Genomic DNA, 24,071 nt, shown 5'->3' on the forward strand with positions numbered 1-24,071 from the left:
GTAGTTAAATCTCTTTCCTAAATTTAATATTCAAAGCGTATGAAATAATTTCCTAAATAGTTATTGACATCGAAAATATCGTGCCATATGATTATTACAACGCAAGTGATAATGATTATCATTATCGAATTCAGTTATTATCTTATCATATACATTGGAGGAAGAAAAGAGATGCCAAGTACATTTCGTAAAATGATTGCACTGTTAGCAATCATTGCTGTATTTACACTAGCTGCTTGTGGAAATACAAAAGAAAAAAATAAAGACCATGCTGCTTCAAAAGAAAAAATAGTATCATATTCAGTTAAACATGCAATGGGATCAACAGAAGTAAAAGGTATGCCAAAACGTATTGTTGTATTGACAAATGAAGGAACAGAAGCTTTACTAGCAATGGGTGTAAAACCAGTAGGAGCAGTAAAATCATGGGTAGGAAACCCTTGGTATGATCATATTAAAGGTAAAATGGATAATGTGGAAGTAGTTGGCGAAGAGGGCGCAATTAATATTGAAAAAATTGCTTCATTAAGACCCGATTTGATCATTGGTAATAAAATGAGACAAGAAAAGGATTATGAAAAACTAAGTAAAATTGCCCCAACTGTTTTCTCAGAAACATTACGCGGTGATTGGAAAGAAAACTTTGAACTTTATGCCAAAGCCGTAAATAAAGAATCTGAGGGTAAAGACGTTTTACAAAAATACGACGATAAAGTAAAAGCTTTAAAAGCTAAACTGGGAGATAAAACAAATCAACAAGTATCAGTTGTTCGCTTTTTGGCCGATAAATCTCGAATTTACTATACTGACTCATTTTCTGGTGTCATTTTTAATGAGCTTGGATTTAAACGAGTGCCTGAACAAGACAAAATGTTTAAAGCTGACAGTAAGCTAGGTAATCTTGCTATTGAAGTAGGAAAAGAAGCTATTCCTAAAATGGATGGTGATCTAATTTTCTATTTTACATACCTTCCAACTGGTGATGATTCAGCATTAGCAACTGAAAAAGAATGGACACATGATCCACTATGGAAAAATCTATCAGCAGTAAAAAAAGGTCATGCATATAGAGTAGATGATTCTATTTGGAATACAGCAGGTGGCGTTCTTGCTGCGAATTTAATGCTAAATCAAATTGATAAGATTTTCTCAAAATAACACTACTAAAAATAATACCCGGATGGAAAATAGAGTATTTTCTATCCGGGTTTCTTTATGGGTAAAAGTAAATTATTTAGACTAGCTTATTTACCTTAAATACAGGTATTACTTCACTATAACTCCCCGAAGAGATGCCAGATAAAAAAATCTCCTACAGCTATTTCCGTTTGTAATTTCATGATGCATAAATCGTTTCTTCAGGCTTTAATGTATAAAGCTTAACATTTTTAAAAACATTTATCCTTTGCTAAAGATACTGTTCTAAAATTTATTTGTAAATTTTAATCTTTAATAAATGAATAAATATCATCCTCGGAAAGATCAAATAAATTCATTCTAATTGTGTCGTAATGTGAAGTTGAAATCTCTAATACCTCTCTAAGGGAAATACTGATTAGATAGTAATTTCCATCTTCAATAGCCAAGAAATCTCCATCAGATAAATCTCTTAAATGTAACATTCTACGGTCTTTTACTTTTACTTCAAATACATCACTCGGATTAAATTTTTTAATTCCTAAAGATAACATAGTTTCTTTTAAATTTTCATCCATTTCCTTTTCTTTCACTTTAATAAAATCAATGTTAATTTTATGTAGATTTAAATCAGATAGAATTAATTCATTATTGGATGAAACACCAGCAATTACTCCGGAGCTAAAAAAAATCTCAAGTTGGGTTTCGTTGCTTGTTTTTTCATTAAATATTTTTATACCAGTAATAGAATAATCTTTCTCGTCTTTTTTTTCATATTTTCTTTTAACTTCCCTTTTATATGAAACGCCAAAAAAATAATCCGAATCTCCAATTACAGGAACTATATCTTGCAAAATTCCTTCCTTTATTTGTTTCAGATAAATCGAATATTCGCTTGGTAGTTTTTCTAAAACGGCTATCAGCATTGCATTAAACCTGTTTACATCAATTTCAATACATTCTTTTTTACGAAAAAAATTGAACAATTTCAGCCCTCCTTGTAACTTCGTCATCGTACTTTCTGTAGAATAAATTTAACATATTGCTATTTCAAATAGAGTTTGCGGTGATTCAGCATATACATCCGTTGTCGGGTATGTCTATATTATTCTGTGCTTTTTTTCAACTTGTACAGTGGGATACGTCTTTTTTATCCTAATGTTTTAGCGAAGTTCATCTATTTAATTTTCCTTTCTATCAGTATTTATACTATTCTTCCTCTTTTCATAAAAACCTCTAATATAAAGTATTATTAGTTGGTTTAGTTCATTAGCTAGAAAATAAAAAAGGAAATATAAAAAGATGATGCCCGAAATTGCAGACATCATCTTTTAACTTATAAAATTAACGTATTACGTTAGTAAAGCACGCTATCTGAAGGTATTAAGGCATTTATCTAAAGCCACGTTCATATTGTTTGGGTTCATTTATTTCCTTTTTAAGCTTTGCGGCTGCATCTAATGCCCAATATGGATTACGCAACATACCACGACCAACAGCAACTAAATCAGCTTCTTCGTTCCCGATTACAGCATTGGCTAGAATAGGATCATCTAATCTTCCCACAGCAATAACAGGAACATTAAGGGCTTCCTTGATTTTACGAGCTAGCGGTACTTGATAAGCTGCCTGTGTACCAGGTCTACCCCCTGCACCAATTGGCCCTTCTCCACCTGAAGAGATATGGAAGATGTCTATGCCTGCATTTTGGTATTCTTTCGCAAATTGAATACTTTCATTAATGCCGTATCCCCCATCCACATACTCACTTGCAGATATTCGCATAATTAATGGCATATTTTCAGGTATCTCTTTTTTAGCTGCTTCAATAACTTCCCGACCAAACTTAGTCAGATCTTTTCCATATTCGTCCTCTCTCTTATTTGTTAATGGAGAATGGAATTGATGAATTAAATAGCCATGAGCACCGTGAATTTCAATGGCATCTACTCCAGCTTTTACTGCACGTTCTACAGCCTTACGAAATTTTTCGACCATTTCTTTTACTTCATCAGTTGAAAGGGCTCTTGGTGTCTTAGAATTTTCATCGAATGGAATTGCAGAAGCAGAAACCGGTACTTCAGCATCTTCTGCTTTACGTCCAGCGTGAGCAATCTGGATACCTACTTTGGCTCCATGTTGATGGCAAGCTTCTACAATGCGTGCTAATGGAGCAATTTGTTCATCTGACCATAAACCTAAGTCAAAGTCAGTAATTCGTCCATCAGGTTCTACATCTGTCATTTCAATAATAATAAAACTTGTTCCCCCAATTGCTCGAGATATATAGTGTATATAATGCCAATCTGTAGCAATGCCGTCTTTCTTTTCAACGGAATATTGACACATAGGAGGCATGACAACACGGTTCTTTAACTCTAAACCTTTGAACTTATAAGGACTAAATAAATGTTCCATTTGAAAACTCCTTTATCTTTAAATTTAATCGATTTAATAAATGAAAAAGATTCTTTCGTAAATTAAATGCATAACGCATGCATTTAATTTAAGGCTAAACAATACTTCATGTCAAGACAAAGTACTTCATCTAAAATGCGGTTCTTTGACCATTAGATTTTCTTATAACCCCTCTGTTAACTGTTTCATTACAACTTCAAAATTAACAGTAGAGAGATTTGATTTTAGTATTTTATGGAAAGAGGCTAAACTTCCTTGAAGTTTTTGCTCACCTATATTAGTTAGACGTGTATAAGTACCCCTACGATCATCCGTGCAAACTTGTTTTTCTAATGCCCCACAGCTATTCGCTTCCATATTGCCTACAAGCCTAGACATTGCACTTTGACTCAATCCTACCATCTCTTGTAGTTGTTGTAATCTGAGCTTTTTTTCTGGCGCTTTAGAAAGGTGGTAGAGTACGTAGAAAGCTTTTAATGACAAATTATAATCTATTTGTAGGACATCCTCTAATTCTTTCTTTAATTTACTTTGTATAGAATCTATGACCAACCAGTACTCCATAAAATCATTATTATTCTTCATTCTATTCCACCTATTCAGCATTTTATTATGGCTTTCCGATTAAAATTTATGCATAAACTAATATATCTCTAAAAAGCTTGTTACATAATAATTTCTTTAACATAAAATTCTACTATGTATTCGCATAAATAGTCAAATTGACATTAGGTGTATGAAATTAAGAATAATGTTGATCAAATTTATAATGCGGATTCTATTTACTTCTTTCTTATCAATAGCTTCTATTAATGTTACCTATGCTTAATTGAAAAATTCCATATGAGGTTTATTTTCTTTGTAATAATCTAATCTGTCCTGCAGTGTACCAGTATGAAATTCGAACTTATGGCCATCTGGATCTGTAAAATATATAGAATTTTTATCCTTTTCGTCTCTAGGGCGACCCGAAAGTATGTTTACTCCTAATTTCTCTAATTTGCTATAGATATCATCGATTTCCGCTTCTTCTACGGAAAAAGCTATATGAGTGTATGATTCACTTATTTCATTACGAGGAATATTCTGTTCCTCATTCAGGGCTAGCCACATGCCATTTAAATCAAAGTAAGCTGTACTTCTTCCTCTAACCAATAACTTGGCTTCAATGACATCCTGATAAAATGATATAGATTGATCCAAATTAGACACAGAAAATAAAAAATGATTGAATCCTTTAATAAACAATATCGTCACTCCTATTTATCAGTATATACACTGTTATGAAGATTGCTTAGTATGCGAAGATGGATCTTTACTCAAAGCCACCGATAATATCATCGCAATAATACAGGCAGTGCCGACCCATTGAAAAAAACCAAAAGATTCTTTTAACCAAAAGACTGTTGTTAAAACGGCCGCTAACGGTTCCAGGCTCCCTAAGAGGCTTGTTTCTTTAGGGGAAAGACTTTGCAAACTTTCTATATAAAACCAGAATGCCATCATTGTACCAAAAATAATAACTAAAACTAAATATAAATAAGATTCCACTGTTAAGCTAGTAAAGTCCATTTGCCAAGGAGGGTGGATAAAACTTAATGTAAAACCCCCAATAACCATTGCCCAACCAACAATGACAAGTGATTCAAATTGTGCAAGAAGAGGAACTGCATATAATGTATAAAACGCAAGAGCTAATCCAGACAAGACACCCCACACAATTGCGGGTATTGGTACAGATAGACTTGAGATTGATCCATTTGTTAATAAGAAAAAGCACCCTCCTAATGCAAGAAAAACAGTTAATACATCTTGTCTTGTAAATACAGCCTGCTTACGTAAAACCAAATAAATAATAATCATCACAGGTGCTAAGTATTGTAATAGTGTTGCAACGGCAGCATTCCCGTATTTAATCGATACCATATACGTATATTGGACCGAAAGCATACCTAGTAACCCGAATATAATGAGTTGAACAGCTGTTCTTTTATTTTTCCAGACGCCAAAAACTTGGGAACGGCTTTTTCCAAAGAACTGTATGCTTAAAAGCAAGAATCCGGCTATGAGCAATCGTGTCGTAACGAGCCAATTTACATCAATCTTGCTTTGGTGAAAAATTTTCTGTGCAACTGTACCTCCCACTCCCCAAAATATAGCCCCCATAATTACGAGTAACAATCCTTTTCTTCTAGTAGTTCTACGCATGTTCATACTCCACCTCTTATATAATAATAGTGTTATAATAAGTAAAAAATAATTATAATAATACATAAAAAGAATGAAAAAATATAAATATATTGAGGTGATGATGTGCAGGTGAACAATTTCGAAGTAAATCAAAGTTTAAAAGAGCTAACCCAACATCGTACTGTTGAATTACCAATTGCATGTTATGAGACAAAGATAAACCAAAACATTCATGGTTATATACCGCTCCATTGGCATGAGGAAATTCAATTTGTGTTGGTTGTGAGCGGTGAAGCAACTTTTCAAATAAACGAAGAGAAATTAATAGTACGAGAAGGAGAAGGTGTATTTATAAATAGTGGCTGCTTGCATATGGCAGAAGATAAGAAAAAAACAGACTGTGTCTACATTTGTTTAAATGTATCGCCTCATTTCGTCCTCCCACAAGAACTCTATACGACTTATGTTCTTCCTTTTATTCAAGCAACTAACTTATCTTGCATCCTCGTTGATTCGAATACGCAGTGGGGTAAAAACATAGTAGAAGCCATTCTTAAAATCAAAGAGTCGATGGAACAAAAAGAGCAGTTCTTTGAAATGGATATAAATATGCAACTAACGGTGATTTGGAAAAACCTAATCTGTAATGGTTTCCAACCAGAATATATTCAGACAGAAAAGTTAAAAAGTCAACGAATGAAGCAAATGTTAAGTTGGATTCAGGTTCATTATAGTGAGAAAATCAAATTAGAGGATATTGCTAAAGCCGGTCAATTGAGCCGCTCTGAATGCTGTAGATACTTCAAGCGAACTTTAAAAACGACTCCATTAAATTATGTAATTGATTATCGAATTCAAAAAAGCCTTCTCCTTTTACAACAAGAAGAGACTAGTGTGACTGAAGTTGCTTATGAAGTAGGTTTTAATAGTACCAGCTATTTTATTGAAAAATTTAAGAGATCAATGAACATGACTCCGTTAGCATATAAAAAAAACTTAATGGAGGATTGAAGCATCTATTTCTGGGACTCTCTCAAAATAAGCAAAAGAAAAAGACCTATCATATCCACTATGCTAGGCTTTTTTCTTAATATTTTGGTTGCTTGCCGTAAAAACAAAACAGGTGATACATGCAACGGATGAAACAATCATGCCGAACAATAATCCAAAACCCTTCATAAATATGTCCTCCCCTTGATAAGAAGGCTTGATGGTAACAAACCAATAGATGAATAGCATTAAAAGGAAAAAGTAAAAGCTGCTACCAACTGCGCTCATTTTTAGACGATTTCGTTTGGATCCTTGCCAAGCTTTATTTATAGCTATCCATAGAAGAATGCTAGTCAATACTGCTGCAAACATTAATATTATGTGTAGATATGGGATGGGACAGAAAATCAATAGGTAAAGAATTAGGCCTGTTGAGAAGAACAATACAGCATTCATACAAAATAAAAATAGGCCAGAGAGCCAATGGTTTTGGAACCAGTTTGCGTTTTTTAACTTATGTACAAGATTACTTTTTTTACCAAAATGTTCAATGAATGCCTTTCTAAAATAAATGATGAGTAAAACTCCGATACATCCAATCATTAATATAGACGTCATAATACTACTCCCCTTTAATCAACTTTTCAGTTAGATAATTGTTTGTGGCAGGCTTAAAAGGCCATAGATCGGCATTCGGTTTTTTCAGACGGTCAGATCATTCTCTGCTTTTATGTGAAGAGCTCTTTCTAATGTTTCTTGTAGGACTGCTGCGAACAAAGTAATGACAACAGTAACAAAAATGATAGCAGCCGCAATAAGTGCGAGGCCTGGGTGAAGAGCATTTTGTTGGAGAAGGATGAGCACACCGATTGTATACATTGAAATAATCGTTAACGCACTCTTCTTTATACATTCTAATGCCTCCACAGCTACCTTTGAAAAGGCGGTTTCCTCCTGAATAAAATTTAGTAATCGATAAGCTTGATATAAAGCGAAATAAAAAGGTATTGCAGTGATATAAATGCCTATTAGAAGAGGTAATGCCAAGTAAGCATATGTTGGGTTAGCTTCTGTAGCTTGACTGGCCATGCTCGGTAACCAAAAAACGCAGCATATTAAGAGGAATAGGCCAATCACAATAATAGAAAACCTCAAAAAAATTAACGATCCCCTTTTCATAAAGAACCTCCATATTTTGTTATTACAGCTATCATACTAATTTATTTATCGTTTTTCAATAAAAATATATTCTTTTTCACTATTAATTTTTAATTGTGCTTTTAGAAACGAATAAAGGATTCATATTTAGATGTTTTTACAAAAAAACACGCAGGCCCTTGAAAAAAGGCCAGCGTGTTTTATTTCGTGAAAGTATAATGTCTTTCCACATTATCCTCAAATTTAATTTCTAATTCAATTTTCTTGTAATCTGAACCTAAATGGAAGACAGAGATAACTTCATTTAAAACCTCTTGGTCTGGGGTTTTTGAATCGAATGTTAACTTTTTAAATAGTTTTTGTACATGTTCGTACGCCGCGTTACCTTCTAACAATTGATTTTTACGATTATTTTCTACTTTTACCTCTGCCCCGTCACGTTCATTTTCATATTCAATATTGTAAAATTGATTAGCCCCATAATCTACTTCTAAATCAAATTCGGAGAAGCTAAAAGGAGCACCGTTGACTTTTTTATTAGTAGTATCGTTACTATTTGGTGGCGCAGTTGTGACAGGTTCGTTTTCACCGCTGTTAGAGACTGGTGCATTCTTGTGTACATTTGATGCTTTATCTTTATCACCGCAGCCCATTAGTGAAGCAGCTAAAAGAGGAATCGCAAGAATAGCAGGCCATTTAGACATGTTCTTCATCTCCTTTATAGTATTAGCAATAGTATTTGCAGATAAAGGGATGAATAAACATATAACTACCATTCTTTATAAATAAACAAGGTTTGTTCATTTTATACCTTTAAATTGTTGTGTATAGCAAACCGGTCCATCATTTTTTGACTGGATGAAGATAACCCTCTAAGTGTTACTGTATTACCATTAACGTGAAACTTCTGAATTACTTTATCAATGGCCAAAACCGCTGAATCATCCCATATTTGAGCATTGGAAAAATCTATTATCACTTCTTTATGTTCTACACTGTAATGAAAAGAATTAATGAAACGGTCTGATGAAGCAAAGAATAGTTGCCCTTTGACTATACAAATAATTTCTTCATTCACTTGTTGTTCTTTTACTTGCAAACGGGATATCTTCGCTACGAAAAATAATGCACTTAAAATGACGCCTGCAAAAACACCTTTTGATAAATCATGGGTAGCTATCACAATAACAACCGTGACAAGCATTACTATCGCATCCATCTTAGGAGCTTTTCTTATATATGAAAAGGACGACCAATCAAAGGTTCCTATTGAGACCATAATCATAATACCTGCTAAAACAGACAGCGGAATTTGAACAACCAAATCACCAAGAACAACAATCAAGAACATAAGGAAAATGCCTGCTACGAATGTTGACAATCTGCTTCTCCCACCGGAGCTTACATTTATGACCGATTGGCCGATCATTGCACATCCTGCCATACCGCCAAAAAAGCCATTTACAATGTTGGCAATACCTTGTCCTCTCGCTTCTTTATTCTTATTGCTTTCTGTCTTAGTCATATCATCTATAATTGATGCTGTTAGCAAAGACTCTAATAAACCAACGATTGCTAAGGCGAACGAATAAGGGAAAATAATTTTCAATGTTTCAAACGAAAAAGGAACATCAGGAATAAAGAAATTAGGTAATGATTTAGTAATTTCACCTAGATCACCAACTGTACGTAGATCCATATGTGTATTCATCGCTATCGCTGTTAAGATAACTATAGCAATTAAGGGTGCAGGAATTGCCTTAAAAAATCTAGGTACTATATAGACAATTAACAATGTGATACCTATAAAGACATATGTCATATTAGGGATATGAATAAAGTTCGGCACTTGAGCCATGAAAATTAAGATGGAAAGCGAGTTAACAAAACCAATCATGACTGCACGAGGAATGAATTTCATCAGCTTTGCTATTTTAAATATGCCAAATAGTACTTGGATAACCCCTGTTAAAATGGTGGCTGCCAACAAATAGTTAAGTCCGTGCTCTTTTACTAATGGGCCCATCAACAATGCCATAGAACCAGTAGCAGCAGAAATCATTGCTGGTCTTCCTCCGACAAAAGAAATAATAACTGCGATGCTGAAAGAAGCATACAACCCCACCATTGGGTCAACGCCAGCAATGATTGAAAAAGCAAGTGCTTCAGGAATTAAAGCTAAAGCTACCACCATACCTGCAAGAATATCCGCTCTTACATTAGAAAACCATTGTTTCTGGATACTTTCTAACATATATTCACCTCATTTCGATAATATCTGTTTAAGAGTTATATAGCTTGAAGCTTTTTAACTTTTTCAGACAACAAAATGAAGTATAACACCTTACTTCCCAAAATAGAACCATTTTGGAACTATTTTTTGATGACTTATAGTATGTTATAATAGAAAAAACGACTTTTATATAGGAGAGCCAATATGTTAATAGGATATATGAGGCCTTATATTGAGGATCAAAACTGTGAAAAACAAATCCAAACACTTCAAAGCTTTCAATGTGATCAGTTGATTCAAGAAGAACATTCGTCTGCAAAGAAAAGGATACATTTGCAAAAGATGATGGAAAACATTCAATCTGGAGATAAAATACTTGTAAACAGATTGTTTATCTTAGCAGATTCGACGCGCCATTTAGTTGAACTATTAGAGATTGCCCATGCTAAAGGTGCTTTCTTCTATTCGATTCACGAGGGTATCGATACAAGTAGCGAAGGCGGCTATTCATTTGAGGAGATTGTAAAACATTTACTTGATTTTCAAAGTGACGTCATTAGTGAAAGAACAAGAAAGGGTTTAGATAGAGCAAAACAAAAAGGAGTATCAGCTGGGCGTCCAAAAAAACCGGATGAAAATGTGAAGCGCGCCATCCAAATGTATCAAAGTAAGCAACATAGTCTTACAGAAATAAAAAATGAAACAGGTATCAGCAAATCAACCTTATATAGGTATCTTGAACGTTAAATATAATTTAAAAACACCAGCGACTCCCCAAATATTTCGGGAATGCACTGGTGTTTTATATTATCCTTCTGTTAAAGCATAGTACTTCTTTTCTATTCCGTTAATTTCAACGATTAAAACATCATTTCTTTCTTTCGTTGAGTATATCTTAGTTCCTACTGGAATATTGTTAGCCATCTTATTCTTAAAGGTTTGGCCAGAGCCATATTTACTTTCCACTTTGCCAATTTCTTTATCTTTGGTTACTTCCAATTGATTAACCCAATCAATATTTGTTTGATAAAGAGTATCATGGACCATTAACAGATCGGCATTATTATCTTCTTTTAATACTTCCGCTGCTGTAGGCGGTGCACTCACATTCTGTGTTTCCTTTACCTTGGTACCGCACGCTGTCACGAAAATAGATACTACAACAAGAAGTACGATGAGTGTTCTATAGCTCATCGCTAATTCCCCCCTGAAACTAAATTAATAGCTTAGTTTACATTTCCAGCTTGCATCGCGTAATTTCTTACTATCATACCATTGGTTTGTTTCATGTCGAGCTGTTCATAATAAGCTACTAAATCATCATCACAACATAAATCCACCATATAGATATCTTCTAATTCATGCAACATGCGCTTTACCAATTCTTTGCCGATACCTTTACATTTATACTCAGGTAACACTTCTAGAAGTGGAATATACGCGGACAACACACCATCGCTAATCGCCGTTATAAAACCTACTACCTTATTTTTCTCTTTATCAAGTGCAAGCACCACTTTATTGCTATTTTTTAGTAATTGTAGATGTGTTTTCAGACTAGGCGGGTTTGGCCAATCCACGAAAAAGCCTTGTAGCATATCTGAAGAAATGTTATCTAGAGAATTTGTATAAATCATCATCAGTCAACTCCTGAATTGTATTTTTCAACATCATAGAAGCAGATGATTAATCAAAAGTATAATAACAATATAGCGACCCCCACATTTTAGTTCACACTATAAAGTTCGATAAAGTAACAGCAAACCCCTGCCATTATTCGAAAACTTTTATAAAACTTCTTTAATGCCAAGACTGATTGAAAGGTTTAAAACGGAGCAATACTTTTCCTCTGATCTCTTTCCTATAATCGATCGGCCCAAAGTCTCTAGAATCCATAGAATGATTGCGATTATCTCCCATAACAAAGACTTTACGTTTTGGAATCACGATATCAATTGACGGACTATCCATTGTTTCTTTTATGTATGGCTCTTTAACCATTTTTCCATTGCGATAGAGTGTTTTTCCTCTAATTTGAATATGGTCTCCCGGCAAACCAATGACACGTTTTATATATAAGTCATGGCCCGCTATAATGTCAGCATCAAAACTGACAATATCATTATATTTTGGTGCATGAAATTCGTAGGAAACTTTGCTGGAAAGCAGGTAATCCCCTTCATGTAAACTGTTTTCCATACTATCTCCTACGACGACCTCGGGCGTAAAAAAAGTCCGAAAGAGCATCACCAAAAGAATCATTACTACAAGAGTAAAAATAAAATATTTAAAGTCCTCTATTAATGCAGCATATTTTTTCACTAAAATCGCCTAATTTCTATTAAGAATATGGTTGTGGTTAGTTCTATTATTATCTATACTCCCTTCCTTACGCAATGCTATTAAAGGAGAGATGTCTCAAGCTCTCCTAATACCTGATAAAGACATAATGGTCGGAATAGCAATCATGAGAATGACAAAAACCCACAGCATTCCCTCTAAATTTGAGTCGTTTCCTATTGCCATTTGTATAGATTGCCAGATATAAACCGATTGAAAGAGAAATAGCATTGTTCTAATAAAAACTAAAAGGCACACCATTTGTTTCGTTTCTCTTTGCTGTTCGCTAGTAAGCTGGATGTGCGGGTTCTTATGATAGCTTGGTGATTTTTCTAAACAATATAGTCCCACAGCCAGAATGCCAATTAATAATGGAAGGAAAAGCAAGAAAACGCGTGAGCCGAGTTCTATAGGCTCTCCTCTTATCCCAAAATCAATAGGTACTTTCAATGGAATGCTTGAGAACATAAACCATACATAAGAAGCAGAAACTACAAATAGTCCAAACCCACTTAAATTGACGAGTTGCAACAACAAAAGGCTTCTTCCTTGAAAAGTTGTATGGTGTTTCATGCTAAATCTCCCCGCTTCTTTTTATAAAAGTTATGGTTAGATTGGACAATTATACAATTATTATGTATGTTTCTAAACCTGATAAGATGAAAATTTGGTAAAATGATTACAATTAAGATAAAATAGATAATGGTAAAAGAAGGAGTGAATAATATGGTAAAACAAACAGTTACATTAAATAATGGCAATGAAATGCCTGCAGTAGGCTACGGTACATTTCGTGTAAAAGATAGCAATGAGCTTTCAGACATGGTTGTAGTAGCTATCAAAGAAGGTTACCGCCACATTGATACAGCACACATCTATCAAAATGAAGAGAGTGTTGGTCTAGGTATTAAAAAAGCAATCGATGAAGGACTTGTTACTCGTGAGGAGTTATTTGTAACCTCAAAAGTTTGGAATGACGGGCTTACATATGATGAAACAATCGCAGCTTATGAAGAAAGCCTTCGTAAATTAGGATTGGATTATTTAGATCTTTATATTATTCACTGGCCAGGACTAGATGAAAATTATGTAGAAGTTTATAAGGCGCTTGAAGAACTTTATAATAATAAAAGAGTCAAAAACATAGGTGTCAGCAATTTCCATGTTCATCACCTAGAAACATTGCTTTCAAAAACATCAGTAGTTCCTACAGTAAATCAAATCGAATTCCAACCTAAATTAACACAAGTGGAAGTACGAGAATACTGCAAAAAACATGGCATTCAAGTTGAAGCTTGGTCTCCTCTTATGAATGGCGAAATTTTAAACCATGAAGTTCTTGTTGATATCGCAAAAAAATATAATAAATCAACAGCTCAAATTGTATTAAAGTGGGACTTAGAAAATGATGTTATTACGATTCCCAAATCAATGACACCATCAAGAATCCGTGAAAATCTTGAGTTATTTGATTTTGAATTAACACAAGATGAAATCGACAAAATCTCATCCTTAAACGAAGGATTCCATTTCGGTCCGAATCCTGACGAATATAACTTCAATAATTAATCATAAAAGGCAAAAGCTCTTAGAGCTTTTGCCTTTTGTTGTTTTTTATTGAGGTAAACTGTCGTTGACAATTTTACGATAGTATTTTGTTGAAAGGATAGCGAAGATAGAGTAAAGAACAATATAGATGCCAATCGTTACAACTAGTGGGATTACTAATTCTGTTCCAAATAACATCCAACCAGATTTTACTGCAAAGTAGCTATGGCAAACACCAACAACTAGTGGGATGCCAAAACTAAAGAGTTGCTTGCGACGTATTCCTTTCATGATTTCGTCTGTCGTAAAACCAATTTTACGAAGAGTTTTAAAGGATTCCCGCTCTTCTTCTGCTTCTGTCATCTGTTTAAAGTAGAGGATGCTGCCCGTCGCAAGCAAGAATGCTAGTCCTAAGAAGCCAGTCACAAAAATGAGTAATCCAATATTTTCTAGAGAATGCTTGTATGTTTCGCTCTTGATGGAAAATTGTTCTTCCGGAGAAAAATCCCCTTTACTATGTGATGTGAAAATACCACCTTTTGTTGACTTTTTATAAAGTGAAATGGCTTTATCCATCTGTTCACTATTAATAATCGTGTAGCCAGTATAGGTACGCCAGCCTGTTTGTTTAAGAATTTGTTTATTAGTCTTAATTTGATTAAACAACTGATCTGACAGTACAATTGTTTTTTTTCCGCCATATGTTATTTCTGAAGGGACACTATTCTTTGCTTCAACCCCTATTAACTTCAAATGTTTAATCGAATTATTTACTCTTAATTTCATTTGGTTACCGATTTCTAATGGCATTATTTTTTGGAATATGGAGTTGTAACCCAGTATATAAGCTTCGTTTTTATTTAAGCTAATAGAAGGTAATTTTTTCTTTACATCACTTTCTTTTAGAACAATTGTATCAGAGTACTGATTACCTTTGCTCGCTTGTTTTGCTTCTTCATTTTTCATCACTGGTGTGAAATCGATAGGGACATTTAATAATTCATAATGATCTGTTCTATAATTGATTTCTTTTGCTTGTAGTGATTTTTCAAAAGCACTACCTTCATCATTGACAACACTCATATCATAGGGAGTATATTGCTCTATTTGTGCCCCTATTGAATAGTAGGTAATGGACGATAGAGAAAGAACTGTAAGCGCGAGTGCCGTCAAGACCGTAATAATTGATAATGACAATGCATTACTTTTCATTCTATGCATAATGGGCGATACAGCCAGGACATCTTTTAATGAGAGATGTCCATTTTTAGAGCTGCGAATGGCATTCATAATTAAAGCAATAGAAAAACGGAAGACGAAATAAGTACCAATAATGACACTAGCCAATACGACTCCCATTTTGATAAATAATGTGTTTTCGTTTGCACTCTCGTTTATATTAAAAATGGTAGTTGATAAATAGTACCCATACACAATAGCTGCTAGGCCTACTGCACCTAAAATGAGTTGAATTGGACTCATCTTTTTCATTTTTTGCTCACTGTTACTTGTTGTATGGAATAACTGTAACAACGTTGAACGATTTACAACCCATGTTGTTTGAATCAATACAATAATAAATAATCCAGCAAAAACAATTAGTGTTTGGACTAGTGCTATGAATGAAAAATCTAGCATTACTAATCCATCAACATGTATAATCTTCAAGAAAATTAGCGCAAAGAAACGTGAAAATAGGAACCCGATTAGAATGCCTGCTACTAAGGCAGCCACCCAAAGCAATAAGTTTTCAAGTGCAAGAATATAAGAGATTGTTGACTTTGGCATTCCAACAATTTGGTATAATCCAATTTCCTTACTTCGTCTTTTTAAAAATAACTGATTCGCATAGAAGACGAAGAAAAAGACAATAACCACGAGCATAACAGCGCCTACTTTAAAGCCTGCGCCTGCCTTTATGCTTGACTGAGTTAATTGATCAATCGCATCATTGTGCTGCAATGTCACAAATGAAAAATAAAGGGCTGAACTGAAAATTAATGCGAAAAAATAGAGATAGTAATGTTTAATGTTCTTTCGCATGCTGCGAAGAATTAATGTACTAATCTTCATAGCCATCACCGCCTAGAACACCTTGCGTATGCATGATGTCTTGGAAAAATTGCGTGCGTTTTTTGTCGCCTTTATATAATTGTGTGTAAATTTGTCCATCTTTTAAGAAAAGAACGCGGCTGCAGTAACTAGCAGCGACTGGATCATGAGTGACCATCATAATAGTTGCACCATTTGTTTTATTTAAAGATGCTAAGTTCTCTAATAGAGACGAAGCAGCTTTTGAATCAAGTGCGCCTGTGGGCTCATCTGCAAATACAATACTCGGTTTAATAATTAGCGCACGAGCTGCTGCTGTACGTTGTTTTTGGCCGCCTGATAATTCATTTGGGTATTTATTTAATAAATCTACAATCCCCAATTGCTTAGCTAATTCTTGGCACCGGTTTTCTGCTTCTTTTTCATTTGTTTTACCAACCGCGAGTGGAAGTAAGATATTTTCCTTAACTGTTAGCGTATCTAGAAGGTTGTAATCTTGAAAGATAAAACCCATCTCAGTACGGCGAAATGAAGCAAGTTGTTTTGATTTCATTTTTTGTAGCATTTGCCCATTGATCTCTATTGTCCCCTGGGTAGGATTATCAATTGAACAGAGTACATTTAAAAGCGTTGTTTTCCCAGAACCTGATGGCCCCATGATCCCAACATATTCCCCTGCTTCTACATCTAAGTCAATCCCCTTTAACACTTCTTGTGCAGACTGTTTTTTTCCATATATCTTTTTGATTTTACGTCCTTTTAAAATTTCCATATTATCGCCTCCTGATTAACTATTTATATTTTACAAAACTCTTGATCAATAATCGTTCGATTGACGTGACATTTAAAAAAGCAAAGTGACAAAAATGTCACTTTGCTATGGTTTCCAAGTAAGGATTGGATGTCGGGAAAGTAAGTGTGAACGTACTCCCTTCATTTATTGAAGATTGTACAGCTAGATTAATTCCTAATTTAATAGCCGCATTCCTTGCGAGGTAAAGGCCCATTCCTGTTGATGCGCTCTGCTTTCGTCCCGTCGTTCCTGTAAAGGATTTATCAAAAATTCTAGGTAAATCAGAAGGAGCAATCCCTTCTCCAGTATCTTCAATGGACAGTATTTTATGTCCTTTTTCGTCAGTAGACATACGGATTGTAATAACATCTCCATTATGGCTATATTTCACCGCATTGGTTAGTATTTGTCTTAGCAAAAAGGATAACCATTTTTGATCTGTTAAAACCTTTTCTTCATTACCCTCTACTTCAATAGCCAAATTTTTCGCAAGGCACCAGGATTGTAGCTCCTTTACTTCAAGCATAATAACAGATGAAAGGTTTATCTGCTGCATCATAGTATCCTGCTCGATTTCAGCCAGTCGCAAAGTATGAAGCGTTTGATCTAGAAGTAAATGAATTCTGAGCCATTCAACTTGAAGTGGTTTTTGATATTCTCTTGGCAAATCTTCAATCATAAGTTTCATTGCTGTGAGAGGCGTTTTCACCTCATGGATCCATGCTAAATGCTCATCGCGCTCTTGCAATCTTCTTATATTCAGTTCATTTTGATAATGCTCAAACTCCCGTTCCATTCCCTTGATTCTAGCGAGAAATATATCATTCATACACTGATACTCGCTAAGATCTTCATCCATTTCCTTAATGGCAATAGATTCTCTAAAGTAACGCCACAACAAAAACACTAGGAAAAGGAAGATTGTCGTTAAATTTATATACATGATGGAAATCAGTTTAAAGCCTGTATCTAGGTAGATTAAAAAATTAATCCATACTAAGCAGCCGATAAAAAATAGAATCCAAGGAAGCCGATCTTTTAGATAAAATAAAAACAATTAGGACACATCCCTTGTAATCGCCATATAACCAAGTCCTTTTTTTGTAACAATCACATCAACCAAGTTCAATTGTTCTAGTTTGCCTCTTAATCGGTTAATATTAACTGTCAGTGTGTTGTCATTGACAAATCGTTCGTCATCCCAAAGCTCACGCATTAAATCATCTCTAGAGACAATTTGGTTTTTATACTTCAATAGAATTCGCAATATCGATTGCTCATTCTTGGTTAAATCAACGGTTTGGTTTTGGTATGTAACAGTGCTAGAAGCGTAATCGATTGATGCTCCATTCCATATTACATACTCATCTTTTTCTCCTTCCTCTGCATAAGCGTAGGTCCTTCGTAAAATAGCTTGTACCTTTGCTAATAGAACGTCCATATGGAATGGCTTCTGAATATAATCATCTGCTCCCATGCCCATTGCCATCACCATATCCATGGGCTGATCGCGAGATGACAAGAAGAGAATTGGCACATTAGAAATGGCACGAATTTCTCTGCACCAATGAAATCCATCGTATGCAGGAAGCTGAATATCTATCAAAACAAGATGGGGATTTATTTCATGGTATGAATGCATGACATCCTTGAAACTTTCAGGCTGTTTCACGTTTAAATCCCACTTTGTAAATTGCTGTTTTATTAGTTGAAATATTGACGTATCATCTTCGATTAATAAAATAGTAAATGCCATATGTAAGCTCCTTATTAAGTCCTTTAAACTTTATTTATCATACCACTTCTTTTTAAATATTATCATCCTCATTCTAAATCTTTAATAGTTGAGTAGGACAACAATAATTAATAATAAAAGGCACAAGCCCTTACAGCTTATGCCTTTTAGAGAAACAATTAAAAGGTTATATTTTAATTTCAATCGATGTGCCGGAGTCAATCTCACTTTGAATGGTGATTTGTCCGTCATGGGCTTTTATTATATCATGTGCAATCGCCATTCCTAGTCCAGACCCCTTATGTGCAGCTCCAGTATTTGTACCCCGATAGTAGCGATCAAAAATCCTTTCTAGCTCCTGCTTTTTAATACCCTTTCCATTATCTTTAATCAAAATATGTGTATGGTCTTTCTTATCAATGCTTATTTCTATTTTTACATGATCATTGTTATGAACGATAGCATTATAAATTAGATTATTAATTGCCCTTCGGAAAAGAATTTCATCCACTTCTTCCATTATGACCTCTTGATTAACATAAAATTGTATTTGTCGGTTCCCGTATTTGGGGTCATTCAATATATCAATCACAATTGTCCGCAAAAGAGCAACAATATTCATTTCTTTTTTGTTCAAGGAAAGTTCTTTGTTCTTTAATCTAGTTGATAAATTTAAATCTTCCATGACGTCTTTAATGTATCTTGACTTTTCCTCAATTATTCCTGCATATTCCCTTATTTCATCAGTAGAAAAAGTATAATCTTTATCTTTCATCATTTCTGCATAGCCTTGAATGGAGGAGAGTGGAGTTTTAATATCATGAGAAATGTTGGAAATCCATTCCTCTCTCATTAAATCGAGTCTTTTCCTTTCTTTCTCACTTAACTTTAACTGGTCAGCTAAATGATTTAAATTATAAAAAACATTTTTATATAATCCTCTTGGCTTAGCGTGGTGATTAAATTCATGATTAGCGAGTTTTTTGATACCTTCAATTAAGGTATATAATGGCTGTGTTAACCTTTTGCTGAAGAAATAGCCGATCATTAACGCAATTAAGATATCTACAAGGAAAATAATTGTCCCAATATTAAATAATCTAATGATATCTTGATTGTTGTAAGAGATAAATTGGCGATCTAAGTGTTGATTTTCAATTCCTATCAAATAGCTAAACTGGCGTCCATTTATATTCTTTTCCCCTACATAAACGACTGTTTTTCCATTTATTTCTTTATATTTATACATTTGAATAATATCCGCAGGTATATACTTTCTCTTACTATTCGGAGGATTTCTAAACCCATATACCTCTTTGCCGTTTTCATCTAAGATTTGAATCCAGGCATTCTTTTTTTCTAATTTCTTTTGTCCATCTTTAGAAATTGTAGCTGCTTGCTTATGAGTGATGATTTCTTTATTAAAGGTTCTTGTGAATTGTTCGGGTGATATTTCATGATTTTGAAAAATTGGAACACCAAAAGCTTTCTGTGCTATTAGCATACCAATCCCAAGGAATAGATTAATGAAAATAATTAAAATAACTACCAATACAATAGATAATAAATATCTTCCTGTCAGCTTCCACTTCATCTATGCTTCCTCTATAACCAGCTTATAACCTAAGCCTTTAACGGTCATCAGAAATTGTGGTTGAGAAGGGTTTTCTTCGATTTTTTCACGAAGCCTACGTATATGAACCATGACTGTATTATCCATCCCGAAAAAATCTTCTCCCCATACTGAATCATAAAGCTGTTCTTTGCTAATTACCTTGTTTTTGTTTTGTAGGAAAACCTTTATTAATCCAAGTTCTTTTGGTTTCAATTCAATCACTTGCCCATTCTTTTTCAACTCTGCCTTTTCTTCGTTTAATTCAAATGGACCTGCCTTGAATGTTCTCTCTACTATTGCTTCAGACTTCATGTATTCTGTGCGACGTAAATGAGCCTTAACGCGATACGCAAGCTCTTTAGGGCTAAATGGCTTTGTAATATAATCATCCCCACCAATGGCAAAGCCCAATATCTTATCTATTTCTTCCGTTTTAGCTGATAAGAATAGAATAGGTACCTTGGAAATATTTCTGATTTGTTTACAGACATCATAGCCTTCACCATCTGGTAGCATAATGTCCAATATAACAAGATCTGGACTATTGTTTTGGAATTGTTCCAACCCTTCTTTAGAAGTAGTTGCCGTTATGACGTTTTCAATTCCTTCTTTTTTTAGTACGGTTTTGATGAGGCGTAAAATATCTTCCTCATCATCAATGATTAGAACCTTATTATTTGTTGCCACGTTGTATGACCTCCAGACTTGTCTTCTGCTTATTATATTATAGTAAAAAGGAATCCTTTTTCATAAGGATTCCTTCATAATAATTATTTTACCAACTTCTCATTAGCTTTTTTGGGAATATCGCCTTTTTTTACTTCCTGATATGAAGTGACTCCTTTATCAGCTTTTTCAAATAAAGTTAAATAAGCATTTTTCCGAAGCTGCTTTTGAGCAGTAAATGTTAATGTTTTAGCTTTACCATCCTTGTCAAAAGCGGGGAGTTTGTACTCATAAGATACATATGTTTTACCATTATCATCTTTATCTTTTAACATCGTTCCTTCTCCAATAATTTGAGTGTAGTACTGTTCTGCTCCTACCCTATTGAAGTTAACATTCTGAAGAATAACTAATCCGCCGACTATAATGACAATTGCTACAATAAATCCAATTAATTTTTTCATGATTTTTCCTCTTTTCTATTTAATGATTATTTTGTAGTAGTTCCTTACTGTTAAGAAATAATAGACAATGTAAATACAAACATAAGCGCCTATACAGATGCTGACAGGGATCATCAAATTTGTTTGCATTAACTTTGATAGCATGGTTAATGCCACGATAGAGTGAGCAATACCTGCTATTAATGGCAATGCAAAAATGAATAAGATTTGTTTTGAAATGGACCTTTTCACTTCTTTTTTGTTTACACCAATTTTGTGTAAAATTGCATAACGATCTTTATCTAAGGTAGCCTCCGTTAATTGTTTAAAGTAGATAATGCTTCCTGTTGCTGCTAGGAATACTAATCCTAAAAATCCTGCAATGAAAATGATTAAACCTGTTGATTCCAACCCTTGGGCATAATTTGAATAAAAACTAGAGAAATTTGCTTCCTCGGGTAACAAGTTTTCTATTTTTTTTGTTAAAACTTTGGCATCCTCTTCATTACTTATCTTGTAAACTTCCATATTAACTAGTTTTGTGTTACTTGCAAATTTTGAAAATAGTTCATCACTAATTACAATTGTCATACCTGCTGTAGGTGTATTCAACACATTATATTTCTTCAAGATTTTGAAGGTAATCTTCTCATTTTCATCATTCACTTTTAAAGGAATCGATGCTCCAACATACTTGGGTGAGAAACCTTCTGAATAGCCAGCTTCTAGTGCAGCTGCTTCATTTCCCTGTAATGATAAAGTTTCATCTCTTTTTTGTAATTTAGCTAATTGGTTAAAGGTTTTGTTGTTGATAATGCTGTATTCCATTTCATCTGGTAAATTGTTGTTATGGAGATTTGTTATATTGACATCCAACATGATTGTAGGCAACGTCTCATGATAGACAATTTTATGATTTCTAGCTCCCGATACCTGCCCTTCGATCTGCTGAGATACATTCTTGTTTTTAGCGATAAACATCATGCTATTAGGATTAACTATTTCTGCATTACTACGATTGTTATAATATAAACTATAAGCAGCTCCAACCGCAGTTAATGTAGTTGCACTTAGAACAGCAATAATTGTTAATGTACGTGCATTTCCCTTTATTCTGTATAGTAGTTGTGATGTACTGATTAAATTGATACCATTCCAAAAATGGTTTTTATTTTTTCTTAATAGTTTTAATAAATAAACTGTTAATGTACTAAACAACAAATACGTACCCAAAATAACTGTGACTAAGATGATAACTGGTGTTACCAAAAAACCAACTTTTCTCCATACTTCAGACACTAAAATATTTTGTAGTGCAAGCCAATATCCAATCCCAACTAAGAGAACCGAAAGTATGGCAGTGATTACAGACGACTTGGGTTCTTTTTCGCCTTCTTGCTCCGCTTTAAATAACTCAATTAATTTAAACCGATAAATTAACCGATATCCGTGTATTGATGTAACAGCGGTGATCAGTAAAAATACGATAATCGTATTTACAATTGCTTGAGAAGAAATAGCTAGACTTCCAATGGCTTCAAATCCCATTACTTTCATTAAAATGATGACAAAAACCTTTGACAGGAACAAACCAAGGATAATGCCGAACACTAAAGCAATGAGACCCATAATAAAATTCTCGTAAAATAGCATTCGGCCTATTTGCTTCTTGCGAACTCCAAGTAAAGAGTAGAGACCGACTTCTTTCTTACGTTTCTTCACAAAAAATGAGTTTGAATACCAAATAAATACAGCAACGAATATGATTAGCACAATGGAAGCACCATTAAAGACTGAGCTAATTTTATCGGATGATTCTGTGGTTTCTTGTATTGATTGGTCATACTTTAAAGAAACAAAGGTAAAGTAAATGATGATACTAAAAATCATTGAGCCTATATACAAAGAATAGTTAGCAAAGTTTTTTCGAATATTCTTTCGGGCGATGCTAAATAGCGTCATTTTATTGTCCACCTCCAAGAGAAGCAAGGACATTTAGTATTTTTTGAAAGAATTCTTCACGGGAAAGTTGCATTTTTTGAATTTCCGCATAGATTCCTCCATCTTTGATAAATAAAATGCGTTTACAGAAGCTTGCTGCGAAGGCATCATGTGTGACCATCATTATGGTTGAATGATTCTGCTCGTTAAGAGCTGTTAAACTTTCCAGTAAATCAGTAGCAGATTTTGAATCCAAAGCCCCTGTTGGCTCATCCGCCAAAATAAGACTTGGTTTTGTCACCATTGCTCTTGAAGCAGCTGTTCTCTGCTTTTGCCCGCCAGAGATTTGATATGGATATTTATCAAGTATTCCTTGAATACCAAACGTTTCGGCTATTTCTTTTACACGGGTTTCGATTATATTTGGAGACACTTTGGACAATGCAAGAGGTAATAAGATGTTTTCCCTTACTGTTAAAGTATCTAGCAAATTATAATCTTGAAAAATAAAACCGAGGTTATTGCGTCGAAAATCTGATAACTGTTCTTCCTTCATGGTTACAATATTTTGCCCAGCGATGATCACTTCTCCTGAAGTGGGTGTATCGATGGTAGAAAATATATTCAGCAATGTAGATTTCCCTGCACCTGAAGGACCCATGATACCAATAAATTCACCTTCATTTATTTTAAAGTCAATATCCTCTAATGCTTTATATTGATTTCCTTTTGTCCCATACACTTTTTGAACATTTTTTGCGGATAAGATGTTTTTCATTGAAATGTCCTCCCTTAATGACTACATTTCAGAT

26 protein-coding genes are annotated in these 24,071 nt (G+C 34.1%); 4 read left to right on the plus strand and 22 right to left on the minus strand.

Annotation, left to right across the window (positions count from 1 at the left end; all coding sequences use genetic code 11):
• The first annotated feature begins 171 nt into the window (after positions 1–171).
• Positions 172–1,158 carry an ABC transporter substrate-binding protein gene (locus RCJ93_RS03430; protein ID WP_446738402.1) on the plus strand — a complete coding sequence of 329 codons (987 nt, stop codon included), beginning with the start codon at positions 172–174 and terminating at the stop codon, positions 1,156–1,158.
• A 284-nt stretch (positions 1,159–1,442) separates the two neighbouring features.
• Here the strand turns inward: RCJ93_RS03430 and RCJ93_RS03435 are convergent, their stop codons facing one another.
• The 5 genes from RCJ93_RS03435 to RCJ93_RS03455 all read right to left on the minus strand — a co-directional run bounded on the left by RCJ93_RS03435 (position 1,443) and on the right by RCJ93_RS03455 (position 5,763).
• Complete coding sequence (locus tag RCJ93_RS03435) at positions 1,443–2,123, minus strand: hypothetical protein (RefSeq protein ID WP_446738403.1); 681 nt, start codon at positions 2,121–2,123, stop codon at positions 1,443–1,445.
• Positions 2,124–2,529: 406 nt separating this feature from the next.
• Positions 2,530–3,555, minus strand: a complete 1,026-nt coding sequence (locus tag RCJ93_RS03440) for an NADH:flavin oxidoreductase/NADH oxidase (protein WP_446738404.1) — start codon at positions 3,553–3,555, stop codon at positions 2,530–2,532.
• A gap of 162 nt (positions 3,556–3,717) precedes the next feature.
• On the minus strand, positions 3,718–4,140 hold the full coding sequence (locus RCJ93_RS03445; protein WP_446738405.1) for a MarR family winged helix-turn-helix transcriptional regulator: 423 nt from the start codon (positions 4,138–4,140) through the stop codon (positions 3,718–3,720).
• A gap of 240 nt (positions 4,141–4,380) precedes the next feature.
• Positions 4,381–4,803: a FosM family fosfomycin resistance protein gene (gene fosM, locus RCJ93_RS03450; protein ID WP_446738406.1), complete on the minus strand. Its 423-nt coding sequence runs from the start codon at positions 4,801–4,803 to the stop codon at positions 4,381–4,383.
• Between the two features lie 33 nt (positions 4,804–4,836).
• Complete coding sequence (locus tag RCJ93_RS03455; protein WP_446738949.1) at positions 4,837–5,763, minus strand: EamA family transporter; 927 nt, start codon at positions 5,761–5,763, stop codon at positions 4,837–4,839.
• A 105-nt stretch (positions 5,764–5,868) separates the two neighbouring features.
• Between RCJ93_RS03455 and RCJ93_RS03460 the strand changes: the two genes are divergently transcribed.
• On the plus strand, positions 5,869–6,756 hold the full coding sequence (locus RCJ93_RS03460; protein ID WP_446738407.1) for an AraC family transcriptional regulator: 888 nt from the start codon (positions 5,869–5,871) through the stop codon (positions 6,754–6,756).
• A gap of 63 nt (positions 6,757–6,819) precedes the next feature.
• On the opposite strand, the gene RCJ93_RS03465 is transcribed toward RCJ93_RS03460, so the two are convergent.
• The 4 genes from RCJ93_RS03465 to RCJ93_RS03480 form a co-directional block, all read right to left on the minus strand.
• A complete protein-coding gene (locus RCJ93_RS03465) occupies positions 6,820–7,353 on the minus strand; it encodes a hypothetical protein (protein WP_446738408.1) in 534 nt (177 codons plus the stop codon).
• 84 nt (positions 7,354–7,437) lie between these two features.
• Positions 7,438–7,824 carry a DUF2975 domain-containing protein gene (locus RCJ93_RS03470; RefSeq protein ID WP_446738409.1) on the minus strand — a complete coding sequence of 129 codons (387 nt, stop codon included), beginning with the start codon at positions 7,822–7,824 and terminating at the stop codon, positions 7,438–7,440.
• 269 nt (positions 7,825–8,093) lie between these two features.
• Positions 8,094–8,597, minus strand: coding sequence for a YusW family protein (locus RCJ93_RS03475; RefSeq protein WP_066787209.1), 504 nt, complete (start codon positions 8,595–8,597; stop codon positions 8,094–8,096).
• Positions 8,598–8,698: 101 nt separating this feature from the next.
• Positions 8,699–10,147, minus strand: coding sequence for a SulP family inorganic anion transporter (locus RCJ93_RS03480; RefSeq protein WP_446738410.1), 1,449 nt, complete (start codon positions 10,145–10,147; stop codon positions 8,699–8,701).
• Between the two features lie 183 nt (positions 10,148–10,330).
• Here RCJ93_RS03480 and RCJ93_RS03485 point away from each other — a divergent pair, with 183 nt between their 5' ends.
• A complete protein-coding gene (locus tag RCJ93_RS03485) occupies positions 10,331–10,873 on the plus strand; it encodes a recombinase family protein (protein WP_066787203.1) in 543 nt (180 codons plus the stop codon).
• Between the two features lie 60 nt (positions 10,874–10,933).
• Here RCJ93_RS03485 and RCJ93_RS03490 read toward each other — a convergent pair whose 3' ends face one another.
• From RCJ93_RS03490 to RCJ93_RS03505, 4 genes are all read right to left on the minus strand, one after another.
• Positions 10,934–11,320 (minus strand): hypothetical protein, encoded by a 387-nt coding sequence (locus RCJ93_RS03490; protein ID WP_446738411.1) that lies wholly within the window; start codon positions 11,318–11,320, stop codon positions 10,934–10,936.
• A gap of 32 nt (positions 11,321–11,352) precedes the next feature.
• Positions 11,353–11,763, minus strand: coding sequence for a GNAT family N-acetyltransferase (locus tag RCJ93_RS03495; protein ID WP_446738950.1), 411 nt, complete (start codon positions 11,761–11,763; stop codon positions 11,353–11,355).
• Positions 11,764–11,926: 163 nt separating this feature from the next.
• Entirely contained in the window at positions 11,927–12,448 is a 522-nt protein-coding gene (gene lepB / locus RCJ93_RS03500; RefSeq protein WP_084246884.1) for a signal peptidase I, read from the minus strand.
• A 96-nt stretch (positions 12,449–12,544) separates the two neighbouring features.
• Positions 12,545–13,039 (minus strand): DUF1648 domain-containing protein, encoded by a 495-nt coding sequence (locus tag RCJ93_RS03505; protein WP_150284425.1) that lies wholly within the window; start codon positions 13,037–13,039, stop codon positions 12,545–12,547.
• Between the two features lie 153 nt (positions 13,040–13,192).
• Between RCJ93_RS03505 and RCJ93_RS03510 the strand changes: the two genes are divergently transcribed.
• On the plus strand, positions 13,193–14,035 hold the full coding sequence (locus RCJ93_RS03510; protein ID WP_304621414.1) for an aldo/keto reductase: 843 nt from the start codon (positions 13,193–13,195) through the stop codon (positions 14,033–14,035).
• A gap of 45 nt (positions 14,036–14,080) precedes the next feature.
• On the opposite strand, the gene RCJ93_RS03515 is transcribed toward RCJ93_RS03510, so the two are convergent.
• The 9 genes from RCJ93_RS03515 to RCJ93_RS03555 all read right to left on the minus strand — a co-directional run bounded on the left by RCJ93_RS03515 (position 14,081) and on the right by RCJ93_RS03555 (position 24,037).
• A complete protein-coding gene (locus RCJ93_RS03515) occupies positions 14,081–16,087 on the minus strand; it encodes an FtsX-like permease family protein (protein ID WP_446738412.1) in 2,007 nt (668 codons plus the stop codon).
• Positions 16,077–16,838 (minus strand): ABC transporter ATP-binding protein, encoded by a 762-nt coding sequence (locus tag RCJ93_RS03520; protein ID WP_150284423.1) that lies wholly within the window; start codon positions 16,836–16,838, stop codon positions 16,077–16,079. The genes RCJ93_RS03515 and RCJ93_RS03520 overlap by 11 nt, the downstream gene beginning before the upstream one ends.
• Before the next feature lie 97 nt (positions 16,839–16,935).
• The gene (locus RCJ93_RS03525) at positions 16,936–17,916 is read right to left on the minus strand and encodes a sensor histidine kinase (protein WP_150284422.1); all 981 of its coding nucleotides are present in this window, start codon (positions 17,914–17,916) and stop codon (positions 16,936–16,938) included.
• A complete protein-coding gene (locus RCJ93_RS03530; RefSeq protein ID WP_446738413.1) occupies positions 17,917–18,615 on the minus strand; it encodes a response regulator in 699 nt (232 codons plus the stop codon).
• A 166-nt stretch (positions 18,616–18,781) separates the two neighbouring features.
• Positions 18,782–20,188: a sensor histidine kinase gene (locus RCJ93_RS03535; RefSeq protein WP_150284420.1), complete on the minus strand. Its 1,407-nt coding sequence runs from the start codon at positions 20,186–20,188 to the stop codon at positions 18,782–18,784.
• Positions 20,189–20,896 (minus strand): response regulator transcription factor, encoded by a 708-nt coding sequence (locus RCJ93_RS03540; RefSeq protein ID WP_446738414.1) that lies wholly within the window; start codon positions 20,894–20,896, stop codon positions 20,189–20,191.
• 83 nt (positions 20,897–20,979) lie between these two features.
• The gene (locus tag RCJ93_RS03545; RefSeq protein ID WP_446738415.1) at positions 20,980–21,339 is read right to left on the minus strand and encodes a YxeA family protein; all 360 of its coding nucleotides are present in this window, start codon (positions 21,337–21,339) and stop codon (positions 20,980–20,982) included.
• Between the two features lie 15 nt (positions 21,340–21,354).
• A complete protein-coding gene (locus tag RCJ93_RS03550; RefSeq protein WP_446738416.1) occupies positions 21,355–23,280 on the minus strand; it encodes an FtsX-like permease family protein in 1,926 nt (641 codons plus the stop codon).
• A 1-nt stretch (position 23,281) separates the two neighbouring features.
• Positions 23,282–24,037: an ABC transporter ATP-binding protein gene (locus RCJ93_RS03555; RefSeq protein WP_066787158.1), complete on the minus strand. Its 756-nt coding sequence runs from the start codon at positions 24,035–24,037 to the stop codon at positions 23,282–23,284.
• Between the last annotated feature and the right edge of the window lie 34 nt (positions 24,038–24,071).

The organism is Rummeliibacillus sp. BSL5, from assembly GCF_052928305.1.

What these genes read in the sequence shown, in the direction of transcription:
- RCJ93_RS03520 (WP_150284423.1), bottom strand. Translation starts at nt 16,838, where the DNA reads ATGGAAATTTTAAAAGGACGTAAAATCAAAAAGATATATGGAAAAAAA.
- RCJ93_RS03545 (WP_446738415.1), bottom strand. Translation starts at nt 21,339, where the DNA reads ATGAAAAAATTAATTGGATTTATTGTAGCAATTGTCATTATAGTCGGC.
- RCJ93_RS03490 (WP_446738411.1), bottom strand. Translation starts at nt 11,320, where the DNA reads ATGAGCTATAGAACACTCATCGTACTTCTTGTTGTAGTATCTATTTTC.
- RCJ93_RS03515 (WP_446738412.1), bottom strand. Translation starts at nt 16,087, where the DNA reads ATGAAGATTAGTACATTAATTCTTCGCAGCATGCGAAAGAACATTAAA.
- RCJ93_RS03530 (WP_446738413.1), bottom strand. Translation starts at nt 18,615, where the DNA reads ATGGCATTTACTATTTTATTAATCGAAGATGATACGTCAATATTTCAA.
- RCJ93_RS03480 (WP_446738410.1), bottom strand. Translation starts at nt 10,147, where the DNA reads ATGTTAGAAAGTATCCAGAAACAATGGTTTTCTAATGTAAGAGCGGAT.
- RCJ93_RS03555 (WP_066787158.1), bottom strand. Translation starts at nt 24,037, where the DNA reads ATGAAAAACATCTTATCCGCAAAAAATGTTCAAAAAGTGTATGGGACA.
- RCJ93_RS03470 (WP_446738409.1), bottom strand. Translation starts at nt 7,824, where the DNA reads ATGGCCAGTCAAGCTACAGAAGCTAACCCAACATATGCTTACTTGGCA.
- RCJ93_RS03550 (WP_446738416.1), bottom strand. Translation starts at nt 23,280, where the DNA reads ATGACGCTATTTAGCATCGCCCGAAAGAATATTCGAAAAAACTTTGCT.
- RCJ93_RS03465 (WP_446738408.1), bottom strand. Translation starts at nt 7,353, where the DNA reads ATGACGTCTATATTAATGATTGGATGTATCGGAGTTTTACTCATCATT.
- RCJ93_RS03495 (WP_446738950.1), bottom strand. Translation starts at nt 11,763, where the DNA reads ATGATTTATACAAATTCTCTAGATAACATTTCTTCAGATATGCTACAA.
- RCJ93_RS03475 (WP_066787209.1), bottom strand. Translation starts at nt 8,597, where the DNA reads ATGTCTAAATGGCCTGCTATTCTTGCGATTCCTCTTTTAGCTGCTTCA.
- RCJ93_RS03430 (WP_446738402.1), top strand. Translation starts at nt 172, where the DNA reads ATGCCAAGTACATTTCGTAAAATGATTGCACTGTTAGCAATCATTGCT.
- RCJ93_RS03535 (WP_150284420.1), bottom strand. Translation starts at nt 20,188, where the DNA reads ATGAAGTGGAAGCTGACAGGAAGATATTTATTATCTATTGTATTGGTA.
- RCJ93_RS03440 (WP_446738404.1), bottom strand. Translation starts at nt 3,555, where the DNA reads ATGGAACATTTATTTAGTCCTTATAAGTTCAAAGGTTTAGAGTTAAAG.
- RCJ93_RS03455 (WP_446738949.1), bottom strand. Translation starts at nt 5,763, where the DNA reads ATGCGTAGAACTACTAGAAGAAAAGGATTGTTACTCGTAATTATGGGG.
- RCJ93_RS03445 (WP_446738405.1), bottom strand. Translation starts at nt 4,140, where the DNA reads ATGAAGAATAATAATGATTTTATGGAGTACTGGTTGGTCATAGATTCT.
- RCJ93_RS03510 (WP_304621414.1), top strand. Translation starts at nt 13,193, where the DNA reads ATGGTAAAACAAACAGTTACATTAAATAATGGCAATGAAATGCCTGCA.
- RCJ93_RS03505 (WP_150284425.1), bottom strand. Translation starts at nt 13,039, where the DNA reads ATGAAACACCATACAACTTTTCAAGGAAGAAGCCTTTTGTTGTTGCAA.
- RCJ93_RS03485 (WP_066787203.1), top strand. Translation starts at nt 10,331, where the DNA reads ATGTTAATAGGATATATGAGGCCTTATATTGAGGATCAAAACTGTGAA.